Source organism: Roseibium sp. (genome assembly GCF_965229775.1).
In the GTDB taxonomy this organism is placed as follows: Bacteria; Pseudomonadota; Alphaproteobacteria; order Rhizobiales; family Stappiaceae; genus Roseibium.
On record NZ_OZ245929.1, the window covers coordinates 1,946,467 to 1,965,257 of the forward strand.

At 62.9% G+C, this 18,791-nt stretch carries 14 protein-coding genes; 12 read left to right on the top strand and 2 right to left on the bottom strand.

Annotation, left to right across the window (positions count from 1 at the left end; genetic code table 11):
• The first annotated feature begins 154 nt into the window (after positions 1-154).
• The 11 genes from ACO07N_RS08870 (at position 155) to ACO07N_RS08920 (ending at position 13,400) form a co-directional block, all read left to right on the top strand.
• Positions 155-1,159, top strand: coding sequence for a LacI family DNA-binding transcriptional regulator (locus ACO07N_RS08870; RefSeq protein WP_421980665.1), 1,005 nt, complete (start codon positions 155-157; stop codon positions 1,157-1,159).
• Positions 1,160-1,342: 183 nt separating this feature from the next.
• A complete protein-coding gene (locus tag ACO07N_RS08875; RefSeq protein WP_421980666.1) occupies positions 1,343-2,617 on the top strand; it encodes a 3-hydroxy-3-methylglutaryl-CoA reductase in 1,275 nt (424 codons plus the stop codon).
• A complete protein-coding gene (locus ACO07N_RS08880) occupies positions 2,614-3,546 on the top strand; it encodes a UbiA family prenyltransferase (protein ID WP_421980667.1) in 933 nt (310 codons plus the stop codon). Before ACO07N_RS08875 ends, ACO07N_RS08880 begins: the two co-directional genes overlap by 4 nt.
• Positions 3,543-6,005: a PEP/pyruvate-binding domain-containing protein gene (locus tag ACO07N_RS08885; RefSeq protein WP_421980668.1), complete on the top strand. Its 2,463-nt coding sequence runs from the start codon at positions 3,543-3,545 to the stop codon at positions 6,003-6,005. Before ACO07N_RS08880 ends, ACO07N_RS08885 begins: the two co-directional genes overlap by 4 nt.
• On the top strand, positions 6,002-7,093 hold the full coding sequence (locus ACO07N_RS08890; protein ID WP_421980669.1) for a DUF3419 family protein: 1,092 nt from the start codon (positions 6,002-6,004) through the stop codon (positions 7,091-7,093). The genes ACO07N_RS08885 and ACO07N_RS08890 overlap by 4 nt, the downstream gene beginning before the upstream one ends.
• Positions 7,090-8,391, top strand: coding sequence for a hypothetical protein (locus ACO07N_RS08895; RefSeq protein ID WP_421980670.1), 1,302 nt, complete (start codon positions 7,090-7,092; stop codon positions 8,389-8,391). Before ACO07N_RS08890 ends, ACO07N_RS08895 begins: the two co-directional genes overlap by 4 nt.
• Positions 8,388-9,188, top strand: a complete 801-nt coding sequence (locus ACO07N_RS08900; protein ID WP_421980671.1) for a hypothetical protein — start codon at positions 8,388-8,390, stop codon at positions 9,186-9,188. The genes ACO07N_RS08895 and ACO07N_RS08900 overlap by 4 nt, the downstream gene beginning before the upstream one ends.
• Positions 9,185-10,624 carry an AMP-binding protein gene (locus ACO07N_RS08905; RefSeq protein WP_421980672.1) on the top strand — a complete coding sequence of 480 codons (1,440 nt, stop codon included), beginning with the start codon at positions 9,185-9,187 and terminating at the stop codon, positions 10,622-10,624. The genes ACO07N_RS08900 and ACO07N_RS08905 overlap by 4 nt, the downstream gene beginning before the upstream one ends.
• A 61-nt stretch (positions 10,625-10,685) precedes the next feature.
• Positions 10,686-11,582: a DUF5996 family protein gene (locus tag ACO07N_RS08910; RefSeq protein ID WP_421980673.1), complete on the top strand. Its 897-nt coding sequence runs from the start codon at positions 10,686-10,688 to the stop codon at positions 11,580-11,582.
• A 24-nt stretch (positions 11,583-11,606) separates the two neighbouring features.
• The gene (locus ACO07N_RS08915) at positions 11,607-12,692 is read left to right on the top strand and encodes an enolase C-terminal domain-like protein (RefSeq protein WP_421980674.1); all 1,086 of its coding nucleotides are present in this window, start codon (positions 11,607-11,609) and stop codon (positions 12,690-12,692) included.
• Between the two features lie 54 nt (positions 12,693-12,746).
• Complete coding sequence (locus tag ACO07N_RS08920; protein WP_421980675.1) at positions 12,747-13,400, top strand: RraA family protein; 654 nt, start codon at positions 12,747-12,749, stop codon at positions 13,398-13,400.
• Positions 13,401-13,406: 6 nt separating this feature from the next.
• Here ACO07N_RS08920 and ACO07N_RS08925 read toward each other — a convergent pair whose 3' ends face one another.
• Positions 13,407-15,842, bottom strand: a complete 2,436-nt coding sequence (locus ACO07N_RS08925) for a GcvT family protein (protein ID WP_421980676.1) — start codon at positions 15,840-15,842, stop codon at positions 13,407-13,409.
• 189 nt (positions 15,843-16,031) lie between these two features.
• On the opposite strand from ACO07N_RS08925, the gene ACO07N_RS08930 reads away from it, so the two are divergent.
• Complete coding sequence (locus ACO07N_RS08930) at positions 16,032-17,549, top strand: trimethylamine methyltransferase family protein (protein WP_421980677.1); 1,518 nt, start codon at positions 16,032-16,034, stop codon at positions 17,547-17,549.
• Positions 17,550-17,573: 24 nt separating this feature from the next.
• Here the strand turns inward: ACO07N_RS08930 and ACO07N_RS08935 are convergent, their stop codons facing one another.
• On the bottom strand, positions 17,574-18,548 hold the full coding sequence (locus ACO07N_RS08935; protein WP_421980678.1) for a LysR family transcriptional regulator: 975 nt from the start codon (positions 18,546-18,548) through the stop codon (positions 17,574-17,576).
• Positions 18,549-18,791 lie beyond the last annotated feature (243 nt).

Consider the following 18,791-nt stretch of genomic DNA (forward strand, 5'->3'; position numbering starts at 1 on the left):
CAGCGACAACATTTACAATCGGCTTCATGACTGGTATCGATACCGGTACCGATACCAGTTGTCAATTGGCGGTGGTCTCGTGGCCGGCCGATTGTGCCGGAAGCGCTGAGGCGATAGATCCGTCAGGGGCAGAACCATCGGGGAGAACAGGCGCTTGGACGAAAAGAACCGCATTACGCTGGCGGAAGTCGCCACGGCGGCGGGCGTCAGCAAGATGACGGCATCCCGCGCGCTGCGCGGTGCAGGCGACGTGTCCGGAAAAAATGTCGAGAAGGTCCGGCAGGCGGCGCGGGAGATGGGCTATGTCGGGAACCACCTGGCGTCGTCGCTCTCGGGGCAGCGGTCCAGCCTGATCGGTGTTGTCGTGCCCAGCATGGCGAACATCGTCTTCGCCGAGGTGCTTGCTGGGATCGCCGAGGGCATCGAGGGGAGCGGCATGCAGCCGGTCTTCGGGGTCACCGACTACGATCCGGAGAAAGAATACGAGGTCATCCGGAACATGCTGTCCTGGAGCCCGGCGGGTCTGATTGTCACCGGACTTGATCAGTCGGACGACGCACGGCGCATGCTGGAAAAGGCAAACATACCCGTGGTTCAGATCATGGACCTGGACGGTACCCCGGTGGATGCCTGCGTCGGCTTCTCCCAGCACGCCGCCGGGGTGGCAATGGCCGAAGCGCTTCTTGGCCTGGGCCGAAAGCGATTTGGGTATGCCGGTTGCGGTCTCAACGTGGATTTTCGCGCCCGCAAACGCTTTGAAGGCTTCAGCGAAGCGCTTTCGCGTGCCGGCCTGGCCTTTGAAATCACCCGGATCGCCGCTGGTCTTTCGAATGTGAAGGCGGGGCGGCAACTCACGGCGCAATTGCTAGAAGCGCAGCCCGGCCTGGACTGTATCTACTTTTCCAACGACGACTTGGCCGCTGGCGGGGCGTTTCACTGCATCTCGGCCGGGCTGTCCGTGCCGGACGCGCTGATGCTCGCCGGTTTCAACGGGCTCGAATTTGTGGAAAGCCTGCCGGTCAAGGTGGCGACCTCCCGGACCCCGCGCCGGGAAATCGGCCAGGCGGCAGCCAGGATCGTGCTCGGATCGGCCGGGGGCAGTCAGGCGGAAACACCGGCACAGATCGCGTTCCTGCCCGAAATCGACCTCGGTGTCTGAATCCGGAGGAGTTTCGGCCCGGCTTCGACAGCCTAGGTTCTTTTGCTTTGGGGAATTTTTACAAAAAAGCCTTAGGGTACGGCTTCATTTACGAGCCCGTACCCTTAGGGTCGCAATTGTTTGACGATGCCCGTTATGGTGTCGGTCAGCCGCCGACCAACCGATGGAAACACCTCGCGGAACATGCCGATACCACCCAAGACCCAGCACTTTCTGAAAAAGCTGAAGGCAACCGCCGACCCGGCTGACATTGCCGCACGCCTGAAACCGCGTGAAGACGCGCCGCCGCCGCTGATGACCATGCCGAAACCTTCAAGGTCGGCGATCGCCCGGATCTGGTCGCGCCTGATCAAGTTCGGCGTTCCGGACACCGCCAGAACCGTGCTGGCGGATGAGCAGACGCTGGCTGACGCCGGGCACTATGTCGGCAATATCGAGAACATGATCGGGACCGTGAAGGTTCCCGTCGGCGTGGTCGGACCGCTTCGGGTCAACGGTGTCTTCGCAAGGGACGATTTTTTCGTGCCGCTGGCGACCACGGAAGCCGCGCTTGTAGCCTCCTATGCGCGCGGTGCGAAAGCGGTCGGCAAAGCCGGCGGTGTCAGTGTCGCAACACTCGGTGAAGGTGTCCTGCGTTCGCCGGCATTCCGGTTTGCCTCGATTGCGGAGGCGGGCCTGTTTGTGGAATGGGCGATCGGGTCAGCTGAACAGCTGGTTGCCGCCGCCGAAAGCACGACCCGCTACGGCAGGCTTCTATCCATCGATCCCGTAATCGACGGCGAACTCGTGTTCCTGATGTGCCGCTACGAAACGGGTGACGCCGCAGGCCAGAACATGGTGACATTCGCAACGGAAGCCTTGTGTGAATTCGCGCTGCAGTTTTCTCCTGTCACCCCACGATCGTGGTTCCTGGAGGCGAATTTTTCTGGCGACAAGAAAGCGAGTTTTCTCGGTGTGATGCTTGGCCGCGGGCGCCGTGTCACGGCACAGGCCGACATTCCGGAAGAGGTCGTGGAAGCAACGCTCGGCTCGCCGATCGAGCAGATCCTGGAATATGGCCGCGTTGCAAATCTCGGGGCGCTCATGACGGGCCAGGTCGGCGCGCAGGCGCATTTCGCCAATGGTCTGGCAGCGCTTTACCTCGCGACCGGCCAGGACGTTGCCTGCGTCGCCGAATCCGCTGTCGGTTTCACGCGCATGGAACGCAGCAGCACGGGTCTTCTTGTCACCGTAACCTTGCCCAATCTGATCCTTGGAACCGTTGGCGGGGGAACGAAACTTCCCTCGCAATCGGCCGGTCTCGATGTGCTCGGCCTCAGGGGAACCGGCCATGCCCCCGCGCTGGCTGAAGTTGCGGCTGCGCTGTGTCTTTGCGGGGAGCTGTCGCTGACCGCGGCCGTGGCGGGCGGCCAGTTCGGCAGCGCGCACAAGCGCCTGGCGCGCGGGGACAAGTCGTGACAGGCACGCCGGAACGGGACGCGTCCCTTCTTGCGCGGTTGTGGATCTATCAGGGAGAACGCTTTCCCCTGATCCAGACGGTTCCGCTCCTGGGTGCTTTTTCCGCGGCATCGGTCACGGCGTCCGCCAGATTGGCGGGGCGGCCGCTGCCGGATGTCGCGACCTACCTGGCCGCGTTCCTGATCGTCATGGTGTTTTTCTGGCAGATGCGGGCGCTGGACGAGGTCAAGGATGCGGAGATCGACCGGTGCTACAGGCCGGAGCGTCCGATACCGCGCGGACTGGTGTCGCTGCGGCTGATCCTGGGGCTCGCTGCGGTGGCGGCGGTTCCGGCGGCTGCCGCAGCCTATGCGCTTTCCCCGGGCGTGCTGATCCTGGTGCTCGTCGCCTGGGCCTGGCTGGCCCTGATGGGGTTCGAGTTCTTCGTTCCGGAATTCCTGAAGAAAAGTCCGGCGCTCTACCTGGTTTCGCACATGGCGATCATGCCGCTGATCGATCTTGTTCTGACCGGGTGTGAATGGGTGCCTGCAGGCGCGGTGCCGGAGGGTATCTGGACGTTCCTGCTGATGAGTTTCTGCAACGGCTGCGTCGTCGAGTTCGGCCGCAAGATCTGGGCGCCGGAGCAGGAGCGCGAAGGGGTGGAGACCTACAGTTCGTCCTGGGGCATTCCGCGGTCCCTTGCGGCCCTGGCAGCAATGACCGGCGTCGCCTTTCTGTCGCTCGTCATTTGCGGCTACTATCTTGACCGGCCGCTGCTGACGACGGTCTGCGGGCTGGTGTTTCTGCTGCCTTTCCTGTTGGTATTGGCCGACTTCTGGAAGACACCTGACGGCAGGCGGCAGAAACGGCTGGAGACCCTTTCCGGGATCTGGGTGCTGGCCTGTTATCTGATCGCCGCGTTCACACCGGTTCTGGGGGGGCAATCGTGACCGCACTCGTCAATGACAAAGACGCGCGCACAAGGTCGTCGCAGGCGATCGGCGGCAAGGCGTTGGCGCTCGCCGAGCTTGTGGAAGCCGGCTTCAAGGTGCCGCCTTTCTTCGTGATCCCGTCGAATGTGTTTCAGGACGGCGGTCTGCCGGAAGACCGGCGATCGGCGATCGATGAAGCCTGCAGGGCGCTGGCGGGCGTGCGGTTTGCCGTCCGTTCCTCCGGCGCTGCCGAAGACGGTGCTGAAGAATCCCATGCCGGACAATTCCTGTCGCGCCTGGAGGTCGCCGTGGAAGATGTTCCGGCAACGGCCGAGGAGGTGTTCGCATCCGGGCTCGCCGACGGCGTGGCGGCTTACCGTGAAGCGCGCGGGATTGCCGATGTGAACATGCCGTCGGTGATCGTGCAGGAGATGGTGGATGCCAGGGCCGCCGGTGTCGCGTTTGCTGCCGACCCGGTGACCGGCCGGCGCGACCAGGTGCTTGTAACCGCCACCGAAGGCCTCGGCGACGCGCTGGTTTCGGGTGAAGTCAGCGGCGAAATCTGGCGGTTTTCCTGTCCGCGGCTGGAACCACTTGAGCGGCCTGGTGAGAAAAGCGCGCTTTCGGAGGACGAGGCGCGCGAGATCGCCCGGCTGTGCCTGTCGGTGAGCGAGTTGAAAGGGGCACCGCAGGATATCGAATGGGCCTTCGCGAAGGAAACGCCGGAGCCGTATCTCCTGCAGGCGCGGCCGATCACCACGCGTCTTTTGCCGGCCGGCGTGGCCGAACAGCGCCTGCTTGTCTTCGACAATTCCAACATCGTCGAGAGCTATCCGGGGATGGTATCGCCGCTGACCTACAGCTTCGCGGTCGCGGCCTACGCGCGGGTGTACAGATCCTTCCTGCAGCTGATCGGAACCCGGCCCGGCGTGATCAAGACGCATTCTCCGGAACTCGACAACATGCTCGCCCGCATCGACGGGCGCTTGTACTACAATCTGGGCAACTGGTACCGCCTGTTGTCGCTCCTGCCGTTCTTTTCCAGCAACCGGGAACACATGGAGACCATGATGGGGGTCTCCGAGCCGTTGCCGGACGAAGTCATGGCCGGGATTTCGCCTGCAACGGGCCTCGCGTCGGGGGGGAAGATGGTCGCAAGGCTTGGGCTTGCCGCCCTTCGCCTGAAAGCGACAAAGTCGCGCTTCATGAACCGGGTCACCGCAACCGTGCCGCCGCGAAAGGAGTGGTCGTCGCTCACCCGGCTGCCGCTCTCTGCACTCGCCGTGGAATACCGGAGGGTCGAAGCGGCTCTTCTGGACGACTGGGATGCGCCCATCGTCAACGATTTCCTCTGCATGATGGCTTTCGGCGGATCCCGTGCACTCCTGCTCCGTTGGGCGGGGGAGCCGGGTCTTGCGCTGCATAACGACGTGATGATCGGCCAGGGGGATATCGTGTCCGCCGAACCGGCCCGCCTCATCCGGCAGATGGGCGAGCGCGTTCGGGCAACGCCCGGTGCTGCCGACATCCTGGCATCTGGTGACGGGGACGCGATCTTCGCACTTCCGGAGATCGGACCGCTTCTGCAGGCCTATCTGGAAAAATTCGGCGACCGGCGCATCGGCGAGCTGAAACTGGAGGAGCCGACGCTCGATGAAGCGCCTTTGCCCCTGTTTCGCGCCGTGACGGCGGCCGCGTCCCGGTCCGGGGCCGAACCGGAACGGACGGAACCGGATGCGGAGCTTGCGCGCCTGTTCAAGGGCCGCCCGGCGAAGCGGCTTCTGGCACGATGGGCGCTCAGCTACGCCAAGGCGCGGGTCAGGGATCGCGAGAACCTGCGTTTTGAAAGGACGCGGATTTTCGGCTACGCGCGCCGAGTCTTCCTCGCCATGGGGGCCTGCCTTACGGCAACGGGGCATCTCGAGCAGCCGGAGGATGTCTTTTTCCTGACGCTGGATGAATTGCTGGCCGCCGCCGAGGGGTCTGCCTTGAACCCGGCGATCACGGATCTCGTTGCACAGAGGCGGAAGGAGCAGGAAAATGCGACGCGCCTGCCGGACCCGCCAGAGCGCATTCTGATCCGCGGATCGGTGCTTGACACTGCAGGCAGGCTGGCGCTGGCGGCCGGACCCGGGGAGGCCGGAGTTTCAGACGATGACCGGCAGCGAAAGGGCACGGCTTGCGGCGGCGGCCTTGTCCGGGGAACGGCGCGGGTGATCCATGAGCCGGCGGAAGAGCAGGTTCAGCCCGGCGAAATTCTCGTTGCCCGCCACACGGACCCGGGCTGGATTTCTCACTTCGCCAATGCGGCCGCCGTGATCGGCGAGCGCGGCAGCGTGTTGTCCCATTCCGCGATTGTTTCGCGTGAACTCGGCATTCCCTGCGTCGTCGCGGTTCCTGGGGCCTGCGACTGGATAAAAACCGGAGATCAGCTCGAAGTGGACGGCTCCGCAGGCTGGGTGACAAAGATCTCATGACCGCATCGATTGATCAGCGCGCCAGTTTCGAGGCGGTCCGGTATGCCCAGGCCTGGGAAGACGCCGATGTTCTGCTGGGAGCCTTCCACAAGCGGCCGGGGCAGCGCTTCCTCTCGATTTGCGCGGCGGGCGACAATGTGCTGGCGCTTCTGCTTCTCGATCCGCGGGAAGTCGTTGCCGCGGACCTGTCCGACGCCCAGATCGCCTGCCTGCGCCTGCGCATGGCAGCCTTCCGCGTTCTCCCGCACGATGCGTTCCTTGAGCTGTTTGGCGCGCGTCCGTCTTCCCGAAGGGCTAAGTTGCTCAACGAGGTCCTTGTTGCCTGTGATCCGGAAACCAGGGCATTCTGGCAGGCGCTGGAACCGCAGGTCGCGGAATTCGGTGCCGGCAATGTCGGCAAGTTCGAGAACTATTTCCGTCTTTTCCGCCGCTATGTCCTGCCCCTGATCCACTCAAGGGCAACCGTCGAGAGCGTCTTTGAAAAACGCGACAGGGCCGCGCGGGTCCGGTTTTTCGAGGAGCGCTGGAACAACCGCCGCTGGAACCTGTGCACCAGCCTGTTCTTTTCCAGGACCGTCATGGGGTGGCTCGGCCGGGACCCGGCTTTTTTCGATCATGTGGAAGGCAGCGCCGGCGCGCATGTCCGCAACAAGGTCCGCTTCGCCGCGGTCGACCAGGACCCGAGCGAAAACCCTTATATGCGCACGGTCCTGACCGGCCGTAGCGCCGCTGTCCTGCCGACAGCCTGGAGGGAAGAAACCTACCGGGCGATCGCTGATCGCGTCGACCGGATATCGGTCGTGAAAGGACCCGTTCAGCGCGCCGCCGAGGGACCGTTCGACGGCTTCAATCTTTCGGACATCTTCGAATACATGTCCGTGGACGAGACAGCGAAGATTTACGCCGAGCTGTTCGCGCAGGCGGCCCCCGGCGCACGGTTTGTCTACTGGAACATGATGGCACCACGCTCCGCGCCGCCGTCCCTGGCCGGCAGCATCGCAAGGCTTTCCGATCTGGAAGCGGAGCTCAAGCAGATCGACAAGGCCTTTTTTTATGCTGACCTGATCGTCGAGGAGAAGACGCCTTGACGGCGCAGGTACTGATCGCGGTTGCGTCCGTCGTTGCGCTCTTCGCACTGGCCACGGGCATCCGGCGGATTGCAGGCCGGTTCGTCATCGGCGCGGAAAGCCAGCGCAAGGCCGTTCATGTCGGCGTCGGCATTCACGCGATGCTTCTCCCGCTTCTGCTCAACCGGGAGGGGTTCCTTGTTTTCGCGGGACTGGCCGCCGCCGCACTGCTGGTGCTGCGCTTGCCCGGAATCGCGACGGATGGCATCGGCGCATCGCTCCACTCCGTGCAGCGCCGGTCCTGGGGAGATTTCCTGTTCCTGGTCGCCGTGACGCTGCTCTTCGTGCTTTCGGCGGGGCATCCGGCGCTCTACACGCTGCCGATTGCCGTGCTCACGCTCTCAGATGCCGCTGCCGCCCTGGTCGGTACCAAATACGGTCAGCTCAGGTTCGGCGGCGACGACAGGATCAAGAGCGTCGAGGGCAGTGTCACGTTTCTGGTCGTGACCTGGATCGTTGCCGTCGTCATCCTGCAACTCGGCACCGAGATCCCGCGGGCCAACGTCATCTGGCTCGCGACCCTCGTGGCGCTGTTCGCCACCTATGTCGAGGCCGACAGCTGGCGCGGACTGGACAATCTGTTCGTGCCGGTCGGGATCTTTGTCCTTCTGAGAACCTGGTCGGACTCTTCCCCGGTCATCTTGGCTCTCATCACGTTCGTCTGGCTGTTATTGCTGGTGGCAGCGCAGCTTTTTGCGCCGCGCCTTGGCATGACGGCGCACGCGGCCAGAACCGCGCTGGTCGCGCTGATCCTGTCGACGATCGCGGCTTCCCCGATCAACTCCGTCCTGCCGGTCATGGCATTTTTCGCGGCGATGATGGCAAGATCAGCGGTCGAGGACACGGAGCCGGTCCTGGACTTCGTGGCAACGCTGGTTCTGACCGGTGTCATCTGGCTTCTGACGGGCAATGTCTTCGGAGACAATGCGGTCGCCTACTACTCTGCGACCTTTGTTGCGGTCGGGTCGGGCTATGTTGCATTTGCTCTGCGCAGGACCGGGTTGCGGTTTCCGGCGGGAGCGGCCGCCGCCGCCGCATTTCTTTGCGTCTATTGGTTCCTGCTGCCTCATATCGTCGAATTCATCGGCTGGAACCCGGAAATCCCCTTGTTGCTGGTGGCCGGGATCGTCACGATTGTCACGTTGCTGAGCGAAGTGTTGCGGCCGAGATCCTGGGGCAATCGGAACCCGGGTCTGCGGCTGGCCATCACTGCGCTCGTGATGCTTCTTCCTGTTTATGTCTACGAGGTTCTGTCATGACAAAGCCGCCGAAAGTTCACCGGGACGTTCCCGCCTGGAAGGGATTGCGCACCGCGGCGGTCGGAACGGCTGCGTTTGATGATGCGGAAAGCGGTGCCGCGTTTCTGGAGGAGGCCTGCGACACGCTGCGCGGTGAAGGTTTCGAGGCGGTGGTCGGCCCGATGGACGGATCGACATGGGGGACCTACCGGCTTCAGACATGGTCGGACGGGAGCCCGGCATTCCTGATGGAACCCGCAGGTGGTCCCGAAGATCTCGCCGCCTACGAACGCGCGGGCTTCAAGATCGCGGAGTTGCATGTTTCGGCGACGGCAGCGCCCGGATCGCGCGGATTTGCCGAAAGGGTCCGGGGCGTTTCGGTTGAAAGCTGGAACGGCAGGGATCCCGAAGCATTGCTCTCCGGTGCACATGCGCTCGTGATGGAAGGCTTCCGCACGACACCCTTTTTCACGCCCGTACCGGAAGCCATGTTCCTGGAGCGCTACGCGCCGTTGCTGGCGCACGCCGATCCCCGTTTCATCCTGCGCGCGCTTGACCACGACGGGAACCTGCGCGGCCTGACCCTCGCGTTTCCCGATCCGATGCGTCAGGGCGCCATCGTGCTCAAGACCTATGTCGGAACCGTTCCGGGCGCCGGGCGGGCAATGGCGGACCGCATTCATGCCCTGGCCGGTGAACTCGGCTTCAGGGAAGTTGTTCATGCATTGATGCGCTCGGGGATCGCGTCGGAAGCGCAAAGCCGGAAATTCGGCGGAACGGTCTTCCGCCGCTATGCGCTGATGGGCCGTCTGCTGTGAATCTCATCAACGACTTTCTGCGTGAAGCGGAGCGTCATCCGGAGCGCACCGCGATCATCGACAGGTCGGGTACCGCGATCAGCTACGCCGACCTTGAAAGGAAGTCCGCGCGCCTTGCGGCGACATTTGCCGCAGAGGGGATCGGCAAGGGAGAGAGGGTTCTTGTCGGAACCTTCCCGGGCATCGGTCTTTATGCAGGCCTCGCCGCGCTCTGGCGGCTCGGTGCGGTCGCGGTCTTTCCGGAACCGGCAATGGGGCTCGCCGGGTTCCGCAACGCGGCAAGCGCTGCGCGACCGGCGGCCCTCCTTGCAAACTGGAAAATCGGCCTGCTCGCGCGTCTTCTGCCGGAGACCCGGCGCATACCGCTGCGACTGTCCCCCGAGGCGGAAGGGGCCGGTTCCCTTGATCATTGCGAATCGCTTGCGCCGTCGGAATCGGCCCTGATTTCCTTCACCAGCGGCAGCACGGGCCTGCCCAAGGCCATCGAGCGCTCCCATGGCCTCATGCGTGCCCAGCATGTGGCGCTGGGACCCGTCATTGCCCCCGGTGAGGGCGTCGAGACCGACATTGTCGCCTTTCCGGCCTTTGTCCTGACCTGTATCGGGCATGGCGGGACGGCGGTGATGCCCAATTGGAACCTGCGCCGTCACGACAGAACGCCTCCAGACGCAGTCTTCCGGTTGGCCGAAGAAACCGGCGCGACACGGCTCCTGGTTCCGCCCGTCGTCGTCGAGCGTCTGCTCCGGATCCGGCTGCCGAAAACCGTCAAAAGGGTCATGACCGGCGGCGGGCCGCTCTATCCGGACATCGCCCGCCGGTTTCTCGACGCCAATCCCGGCAAGGGCCTGACGGTGGTCTACGGATCGACGGAGGCGGAACCCGTTTCCCACATTCATCTGGAAGAATTGAGCGATGCCGACTGGGACGCCGCGGCGTCCGGAAAGGGGTTGCCGGTCGGAACGCCTGTTGACGAGGTGTCGCTGAAATTCGTCGACGGCGAGATCCTGGTCGCCGGCCCGCACGTCAATCGCGGTTATCTCGACCCAAGCCGAGATCGGGAAACCAAATTGATCGAGGGCGGCACGGTCTGGCACCGCACGGGCGATGCCGGCCGCCTGGACGAGCGCGGCCGCCTCTGGCTGCTCGGACGGCACAGCGCTTTGAGCGGGGACTATTCCGCCTTCTCAATCGAAACCGCCGCGCGCCTCTGGCCTGGTGTTTCCGGGGCAGCCTTTGCCGTCGATCCGACCGGAACGCCGGTCCTGTTCCTGGCAGGAGATGTGCGGCACCGGGAAGAGTGGCAAGCGCGCGTTGTCACGCTCGGGAATATCGACTTGCAGATCGTGAGCGAAATCCCGACCGACCGCCGGCACAGGTCCAAGCCGGACACGGCGAAATTGTTGGCAGAGTTCCGGGCTCGCCGAAAGGCGCCCTGATCCTAGATGTGCAAGGAAGACATGTTTCCATTCACGCCCTGACCGGCAGGAGAATCACCTGATGATCACGCTTCCACCGCTTCCCTATGCCGACTGGTCCGATACGAAGGACACGCTCCATCTCTTCCTGCAGATCATCGGAAAGATCAGGCTTAAAGCCCACCCCAAGCTGAACCACTGGTGGCATGTGACGCTCTATCCGCATGTGCGCGGCCTGACGACGGGACGCATTCCGTATGAGGACAGCGGTTTTGAAATCCTCTACGACATGTTCGATCACGAGGTCATCGTCAGCCGCAACGACGGACGGCAATCCTCCTTTTCCGTTCCCGGACTTAACGTTTCGCAATTCTACGAAACCCTGTTTTCGCACCTGAGCGATCTCGGCATTTCCGTTGCGATCGTGGCTGTTCCCTATGACAACAAGTCGAAGACCCCGTTCAGGGAAGACCACGCGCCGCGTGCCTACGACGCGGCGGCGGTATCCGCTTTCTGGAAAGCGCTATGCGCGATCTCGAGCGTGTTTGAGGACTATCGCTCCCGCTTCGTCGGTAAGCAGACCCCGGTCCAGCTTTACTGGCATTCCTTCGATCTGGTCGTCACGCGCTTTTCAGGGCGTGCCCACCCGCTTGAAGGCGGCACCCAGTCCGACAGGGAAGCCTATTCGCACGAGGTCATTTCGATCGGTTTCTGGCCAGGTGATGACAGTTTCCCCGAACCCGCGTTCTACGGCTACGCCTATCCGGAGCCGGAGGCGATGAACGAAGCGCCGCTGCAACCCGCAAGTGCCTTCTGGGCCGAAAAGAACGGCGGTGCGCTGGCCATCCTCAAATACGAAGATGCCCGCACGGCGGCAAACCCGGCAGAAGCGATCTCGGCTTTCCTTGAAAGCCTTTACGAAGGCGCATCGGAAAAGGCGAACTGGCCCACTGATGACCTGAAGCACGTTTACCGCTGACACATCCGGCCATAGGATAGCTGCATGAGTGAATCGCACCCTGCCATTTCCGGTTGCCGTGTCAGGCCCGTGCTGGCGCCCCTTGCAATACCGCACAAGACCGCGTCCGGAACCCTTGAGGCCGCGCCCCTGGTGCTGATCGACATCACGGCGGAAGACGGTGTCACCGGCTCCGCCTACATCTTCGCCTATACGCTGGTAGCGCTGGAGCCTCTTTCGGTTCTGACCCGGAACATCATCGACGGCTTGTCGGGTGAGGCCGGCGGTCCGGCAGATATAAATGCCCTGCTGGATGCCAGGTTCCGCCTGCTCGGCAATCAGGGCCTGGTTGCCATGGCGATCGCCGGGATCGACATGGCTCTGTGGGATGCGGCGGCCAAACGTGCCGGGAGGCCGCTGTCATTGCTGATCGGCGGCAGTTCTGACCCCGTGCGTGTCTATGACAGTCTCGGTCAAATGCCGCCGGACGAGACCGCGCGCGAGGTTGAAGCCTCACTGGAGCGCGGCTTCCGTGCCTTCAAGGTCAAGGCGGGTCATCCCGATGTCGGTGTCGATGTCGCCGTGGTCCGTGCGATCCGGAAGGTGGCAGGGGCGGACACCTGGGTTGCGGCGGATTTCAATCAGGCGTTCAGCCCGGGCGAAGCGGTGCGCCGCATGAAGGTGCTCGACGACGAGGGGCTTGCCTGGATCGAGGAACCCGTCCACGCGACCGACCACGACGGACATGCCGCCGTGCGCGCCGCCATCCGGACACCCGTTCAAACCGGCGAAAACTGGTGGGGCGTTGCGGACATGCGCAAATCGGTTGCCGCGGGCGCGTCGGATTTCGCCATGCCGGATGTCATGAAAATCGGCGGCGTCACCGGCTGGCAGGCGGCGGCCGGTCTCGCGCAGGAAAGATCCGTACCCGTTGCGAGCCATCTGTTCCTGGAGATCTCTGCTCATCTTCTGGGCGCGACGCCGACCGCCATGATCCTGGAGTGGTTCGACGTTGCAGGGACCCTTCTCACCAGCACACCAGCCGTGAAAGACGGCCATACGGTTCCGTGGAGCGAACCGGGCATTGGTGTTGTCTGGAACGAAAACGCGATCTCGAAGCTGACAGGGTGATCTATCCAAGGACACGAAATCACCGCAGGTGTGCGGGGCAAAAGGGAAACCGGTATGGGCGTCAAGATCAACGCGGCAGCGTCAACTCTGGCTGCAGAGGAAATCGAGGCCTGGCGGGAGATCGCCGTCAGCATTGCCGTTGACCTGCTGCCCGAACAGCAGATCGATCCGGCGATACGTCCGCAAACTTTCGGCGGCAACCCTTTGCGTCTTCTGGGGCCGGCCCTGACGGTCGAAGTCACGCCGCCGGATTTCGGAGCTGTCATCCATGCGCTCGATCACGTGCGCGCAGGCGACGTGGTCGTCATTGCCGCCGGTGGCCAGATCGACAACGCCATGATCGGCGAAATTCTCGGCGGACACCTCAGGGAAAAGGGATGCGCCGGTGTCGTCGTCGACGGCGCGGTGCGCGATATCGATGTTCTCGGCAACTGGCCGGATTTTCCCGTCTTCTCGCGCAGCATCACGCCGCGCGGTCCGGTCGGGGCCGGGAAGGGCGAAATCAACGGAGCCGTCAGTTTCGGAGGCTGCACGATCAACCCGGGCGACCTCGTCATGGGGGACCGCGACGGCCTGATTGCGCTGTCACCGGAACTGGCGCGTGCGCAGCTAGACGATGCCCGCGCAAAGCTGGTGATCGAGAGCGACTGGATCAAGGGCCTCAGGAGCGGCAGGCCCGCAACGGAGGTCTTCGGTCTGAAGATCTGATAGACGTCAGCCCCGCAGCCGAGCAAAATCCGGATCATAGGGGCTGGCCGCGATGACGGTGACATCTGTCAGGTCGCCGCACAGATCGAGCTGCATCCGGGTTCCCGCCTCCGACAGACCCGGATCGACGAACGCGTAGGCGAGGTTCATGCCGACGCGATGCCCCCAGTCGCCGGACGTGACCGTGCCCACCACCTTGTCGTCCTGCATCAGCGAGGCACCGCCCGGTGCGGGTGCGCGGCTTGTCCCTACCTGGAGCGTGACCATCTTCTTTGCCGGACCCCTGGCCACAAGCGCCTCCAGCGCCGCTTTCCCGACGAAGTCGCCCTTCGACAGTTTGACGAACCGGTCGAGACCGGTCTCGAAAGGATCGAATTCCGTCAAAAGGTCCGCCTTCCAATGGAAGAACCCCTTTTCCATGCGCATCGATTCAACCGCGCGTGCTCCGAAGAGCGACAGGTTGAAAGGTTTCCCCGCCTCCCGGATTGCAAGATAGGCCGCATAGAGGGACGCGTTCGGCACGTGGATTTCATAGGCCAGTTCCCCGGAGAAGCTCACGGATATGACCGTTGCCGGGGCAAAGCCGACGAAACATTCCCGGACACTGAGCCAGGGAAACGCGTCTTTCGACCAGTCGCCGCGCGCACAGGCCGACAGGACCTTGCGTGCATTCGGCCCGGCGAGAACCAGGATCGTCTGGTCGTTCGTAAGGCTCCGGATCGTGACGTCCTCGCCGTCACGCAGATGCGCGGTCAGCCAGTCCATGTCATGAAATTCACTGGCAGCGGCCGACCCGTACCAGACCCTTGCCGGGCCTCGGTCGCTGGCGGGCAGATTTGTGAATGTGGCCTCGCATTTGATCCGGCCATGATGATTGAGCAGGTATCCGAGACCGACCCGCCCGTCGCGCTTCGGAACCGTGCCGCAGGCGAGCCGGTCCAGAAAGGCATGCCGGTCCGTGCCGGTGATTTCGAAGCGGTTGAAACCGTTGACCTCGCACAGGCCGACATTGTCCCGGACGTTTTCCACTTCCCGTTTGACCAGGTCGAAGGCCTCGTCGAAATCAAAGCTCAAGCTCGGATGAAAATCGGCGCTCGGTTTGATGTAGTCGACACGTTCCCAGCCGTTGACCACCGTGAATTCCGCGCCCTCTGCGGCGAGCACCGGTGTGAGCGGGGTTGTTTTGGCCGGTCTTCCGGCGGGCCGGTGTTCATGCGGAAAATGGAAGCGGAATTCGTTCTGGTAGTCTTCGATCGCCTTGAGAGATGTCAGCTCCACGTTCGCGTGGCCGGTGAACCGGCGCGGGTCCAGGCACCAGGTGTCGTAGCAGGCCTCGCCATGAACGATCTGCTGGGCGAGCAGCCAGCCATGTCCGCCGCCTTCACCGAGACCGGCGCGCAGGCCGATGATGCAGAACGCGTTGCGCTTGCCGGGGATGGGGCCGACCAGCGGCGCGCCGTCGATCGTGTAGGTGATCGGGCCGTTGATCACCGAGCGGATCCCGGCCTCCATCAATGCAGGCATGCGCGCAAAAGCGCCTTCCAGCACATCGGTGATGCGGTCGAGGTCATCCGGGCAAAGCGCGTTGACGAAATTCGGGTCGATCCCGTCCATGCCCCAGGTCTTGCAGCCCTGCTCGTAGAAGCCGATCAGCAGGCCGTTCTTTTCCTGCCTACAGTAATAATCGCTGATCGGACAACGGATCAGCGGCATGCGGTGCCCGGCCTGAACGATCTCCGGAATGTCCTCCGTCAGGAAATACTGATGCTCCATGGATGCCACCGGATGGTGAACATTCATCATTGCCGCCACTTCGTTGACCCGGTAGCCGCAGGCATTGACCACGATGTCGCAATCGATGTCGCCGTGTTCGGTGTGCACCGTCCAGGTATCGTCCCGGTGCTGCGTCAGCGCCGTGACGGGCGTGTTCCGGTAGACCTCCGCACCGGCCTTCCGGGCGTGAAAGGCAAGCGCCTGGCACAGCTGCGCCGGGTCGATGTCGCCGTCGAGGGGATCCCACAAACCGCCCAGAAGATTATCCGTCGACACCAGCGGATGCCGGCGCGCGCATTCGTCCGCGTCGATCACTTCGAAATGAACGTCCATCCCGCGGGCCATGGAGGTGAAGTGCCGGTAGCCCTGCATTTGTGCCTCGGTGTTGGCCATGCGGATGCCGCCGTCGCCATGATGGTAGTTGATCGGGTAGTCCGGGTTCTCGGCCAGTTCCTTGTAGAGCCGGATGGAGTGGGTCTTCAGGCCGACCATCGTCTGGTTCATGCCGAAATTCGTCACCTGCGCGGCGGAGTGCCATGTCGTGCCGCTTGTGAGTTCGTTGCGCTCGACCAGGACAACGTCGCTCCAGCCTTCACGGGTCAGGTGATAGAGGGTCGAGCAACCGGCAATGCCACCTCCGATGACGACGACTTTGGTGCGGGATTTCATAAAACATCACTCCGGGCCTTCAAGGAAGACGCATAGAGCCCAAGACCTGGTCATGCCACAATACGCTATTCTTTAAATTCGAAAAAATCGAAGTTTAGCACTCAAAAAAATGAAATAACTCTATTTCTGTTGCGCGAAATCCAGGCATCTCATTCAGTGGCGCTTCTAACTGATTTGGGAGAGTGTCGAATGAGCGGTGGCCGCGCGAAACGGGGAGGCCGGAAGGAACGCCTGGCGATGCGGGCCGCCAAGCCGCAGGTCGATCCGTGCCCGCCGGGGCAGGCGGGGGGTAGGTACAAACCGCTTCTGGACGACGAACTGCAGCAGATCTACCGCACGGCGCTGGATCTGCTGTGCAGGCTCGGGATGGGCGAAGTGCCGGAGCGCCTCAAGGCGGACCTTCTGGCGGCAGGGGCCGAAGACGCCGGAAATGACCGTGTCACCTTCCCGGTCGAGCTGGTCGAGGCCGCCATCGCGTCCGCTGCCAAGACCTTCACATTCCATGGCCGCGATCCGGCGAAATCCATCGTGGTCGGCGGCAGCAATGTCTATTTCGGTACGGGCGGCGCGGCGGTTCAGACGCTCGACATGGAAACCGGTCTCTATCGCCCGTCGACGCTGGAAGACCTGCACAACTTCACCCGGCTTCAGGACGTTTTGCAGAATGTCAGCTGGTTCACCCGCTGCTGCGTGGCGACCGACGTGCCCGACACCTACGATCTGGACGTGAACACGGTCTACGCGCTGCTGAGGAACACCACCAAGCCCGTTGCGACCTCGTTCACGCTGCCCGAGCATGTCACGCCGATCGTCGGTATGCTCGACATCGCCGCCGGTGGCGCGGGGGAGTTCGCCAGGCGGCCGTTCCTGAAGGCCCATATCAGTCCGGTCATTTCACCGCTGCGCTACGGCGAAGATGCGGTCGGTGTCGTTTACGAGTGCATCCGGCACAACATCCCGATGTCCTGTATCACCGCCGCCCAGGCCGGCGCGACCGCACCGGCAACGCTTGCTGGCTTTCTGGCGCAGTCACTTGCCGAAACGCTTGCAAGTCTTGTGATGGTGCACGCGATCCAGCCGGGCTTTCCGATGATCTTTTCCAACTGGCCGCTCGTCATCGATCTGAGAACCGGCGCCTTTTCGGGCGGGGGCGGCGAGACTGCCGTCCTGAATGCGGCGTCTGCCCAGTTGACCAACTGGCTCGGTCTTCCCTCCGGCGTGGCCTCGTCGATGACCGACGCCAAGGCGATCGATGCACAGGCCGGGGTTGAGAAGGGCATAACATCGCTTGCTGCCGCGCTGGCCGGCGGCAATCTGATCTATGAAAGTTCCGGCATGACCGCATCGCTGTTGGGCGCCAGTTTCGAGGCGTTCGTGCTCGATGACGAGATGCACTCCATGACCTATCGGGCCCTCAGGGGGATCGAGGTGACGCCGGACACGCTGGCCTTCGACGCGATCTGCGAAGCGGTTCTGGGAGAAGGCCACTTTCTGGGTGGCCAGAACACCTACCAGGCCATGGAGCGCGACTATTTCTACCCGTCGCTGGCGGACCGGGATGAGCCGAGGACCTGGGCGCAGAATGGAGCGCAGGATGCCTGGACGCGCGCCCGGGCCCGTGCGGGCGAGATCCTGGCGAGCCACCACCCGGCCTACCTGTCCCCGGAGCAGGACAGGACCATTAGGGACCGTTTCAACATTCTCTGAAGTCGTCCACACGGTCTAAGGCGCTCAGTCGATCAGCTTCAGGCTGTCTTTCAGCCACGGCGTCTTCTCAAAGAACGGCGTGAGCAGGGTGTCGTCAATGAGGGTTCTTATGGACTCGTCGACAAGGTTGAGCACCGATCTGGAGCAATCCGCATTGGCCAGGATCGCCAGCGTGCGCGCAAATCCCTTGCCCGGAAACCGGTGCATCTCGACCTCGGGGTGAAAGCGCCGTGCCCTGGAAAACAGCAGAGGTGTGGTGATGGTCCAGCCCGTTCCCGCCGCCACCATGGCCAGAAGTGTCTGGTTGTTGCCGCATTCAAACCGGTGCGGCGGCGAGATGTCCATGCGTCGGAGCTGGGCTTCGATATGCTTGGCCATGATGAGATTGCTCGTGAATCTCAGGAACGGAAGCTCGGCCTTGCCGTGGATGATTTCGCTCGGTGTCCTGTCCAGCCCCTTGGGAACGACCATGACATAGGGATCGCGCAGGAGCGGCCGCTCGATGAAATCGCGCAGGCGTTCGTTTGATGTTGCCGCGACACCGATGTCGAGCTGCCGGTTGCGCAGCATCTGCACGATCATGTGACTGGAATCGGTGTGGTACAGGAAATCGCAATTCGGCATGGCCTCGAACAGCGAGACGGCGAGTGCGGGAAAAACGTCGCTGTCGAAATCCTCGATGGTTCCGAGCCGGAGATAGCTTGCCTCGGCCATGGTGCCGCCCGACGCTTCCGCCCTGGCCCTGCGCAGCGCGTGCAATGCATCGTCGATGTCGCGCAGAAAGATCTTGCCTTTCGGTGTCAGCACGAGGGGGCGCCGGGAGTGGTCGAAAAGCTCCACGCGCAGCGCTTCTTCCAGGTTGCGCAGATGATGGGAAACGGTGCTTGCCGAAAGGCCCGTTTCCGCCGCAACGGCCTGAAGCGAACCGCTGCGGGCGCACAGCTGGAACAGCTCCAGTCCCTTGAGGCTGAGATCCTTGATGTCAGGGCGTTGCGGCATGGGTATCCCGGGCGCTCTTCATTACAAAAATTTATGCTGATTTTTTCGAATTTGTACTGCAAACTTTTCGAAATTTCCTGTCGTTCCTGTTTTTGTTGGAGAAAATGTGGAAGCGTTGTAGGAATTATATTCACAGGGCCGCAAAAAGGTCTGAGCCAAAAACAGAGGTGAGAACACAACAAGCAATAAACAAACGCGTTCGTGCTTCGGTCATTCAGAACAATGTTTGCGCTCGATCCGGCG

Bases quoted from the DNA above. Each gene is read 5' to 3' on its own strand.
- ACO07N_RS08875 (WP_421980666.1), top strand. From the start codon at position 1,343: ATGCCGATACCACCCAAGACCCAGCACTTTCTGAAAAAGCTGAAGGCA.
- ACO07N_RS08890 (WP_421980669.1), top strand. From the start codon at position 6,002: ATGACCGCATCGATTGATCAGCGCGCCAGTTTCGAGGCGGTCCGGTAT.
- ACO07N_RS08900 (WP_421980671.1), top strand. From the start codon at position 8,388: ATGACAAAGCCGCCGAAAGTTCACCGGGACGTTCCCGCCTGGAAGGGA.
- ACO07N_RS08910 (WP_421980673.1), top strand. From the start codon at position 10,686: ATGATCACGCTTCCACCGCTTCCCTATGCCGACTGGTCCGATACGAAG.
- ACO07N_RS08915 (WP_421980674.1), top strand. From the start codon at position 11,607: ATGAGTGAATCGCACCCTGCCATTTCCGGTTGCCGTGTCAGGCCCGTG.
- ACO07N_RS08920 (WP_421980675.1), top strand. From the start codon at position 12,747: ATGGGCGTCAAGATCAACGCGGCAGCGTCAACTCTGGCTGCAGAGGAA.
- ACO07N_RS08925 (WP_421980676.1), bottom strand. From the start codon at position 15,842: ATGAAATCCCGCACCAAAGTCGTCGTCATCGGAGGTGGCATTGCCGGT.
- ACO07N_RS08930 (WP_421980677.1), top strand. From the start codon at position 16,032: ATGAGCGGTGGCCGCGCGAAACGGGGAGGCCGGAAGGAACGCCTGGCG.
- ACO07N_RS08935 (WP_421980678.1), bottom strand. From the start codon at position 18,548: ATGCCGCAACGCCCTGACATCAAGGATCTCAGCCTCAAGGGACTGGAG.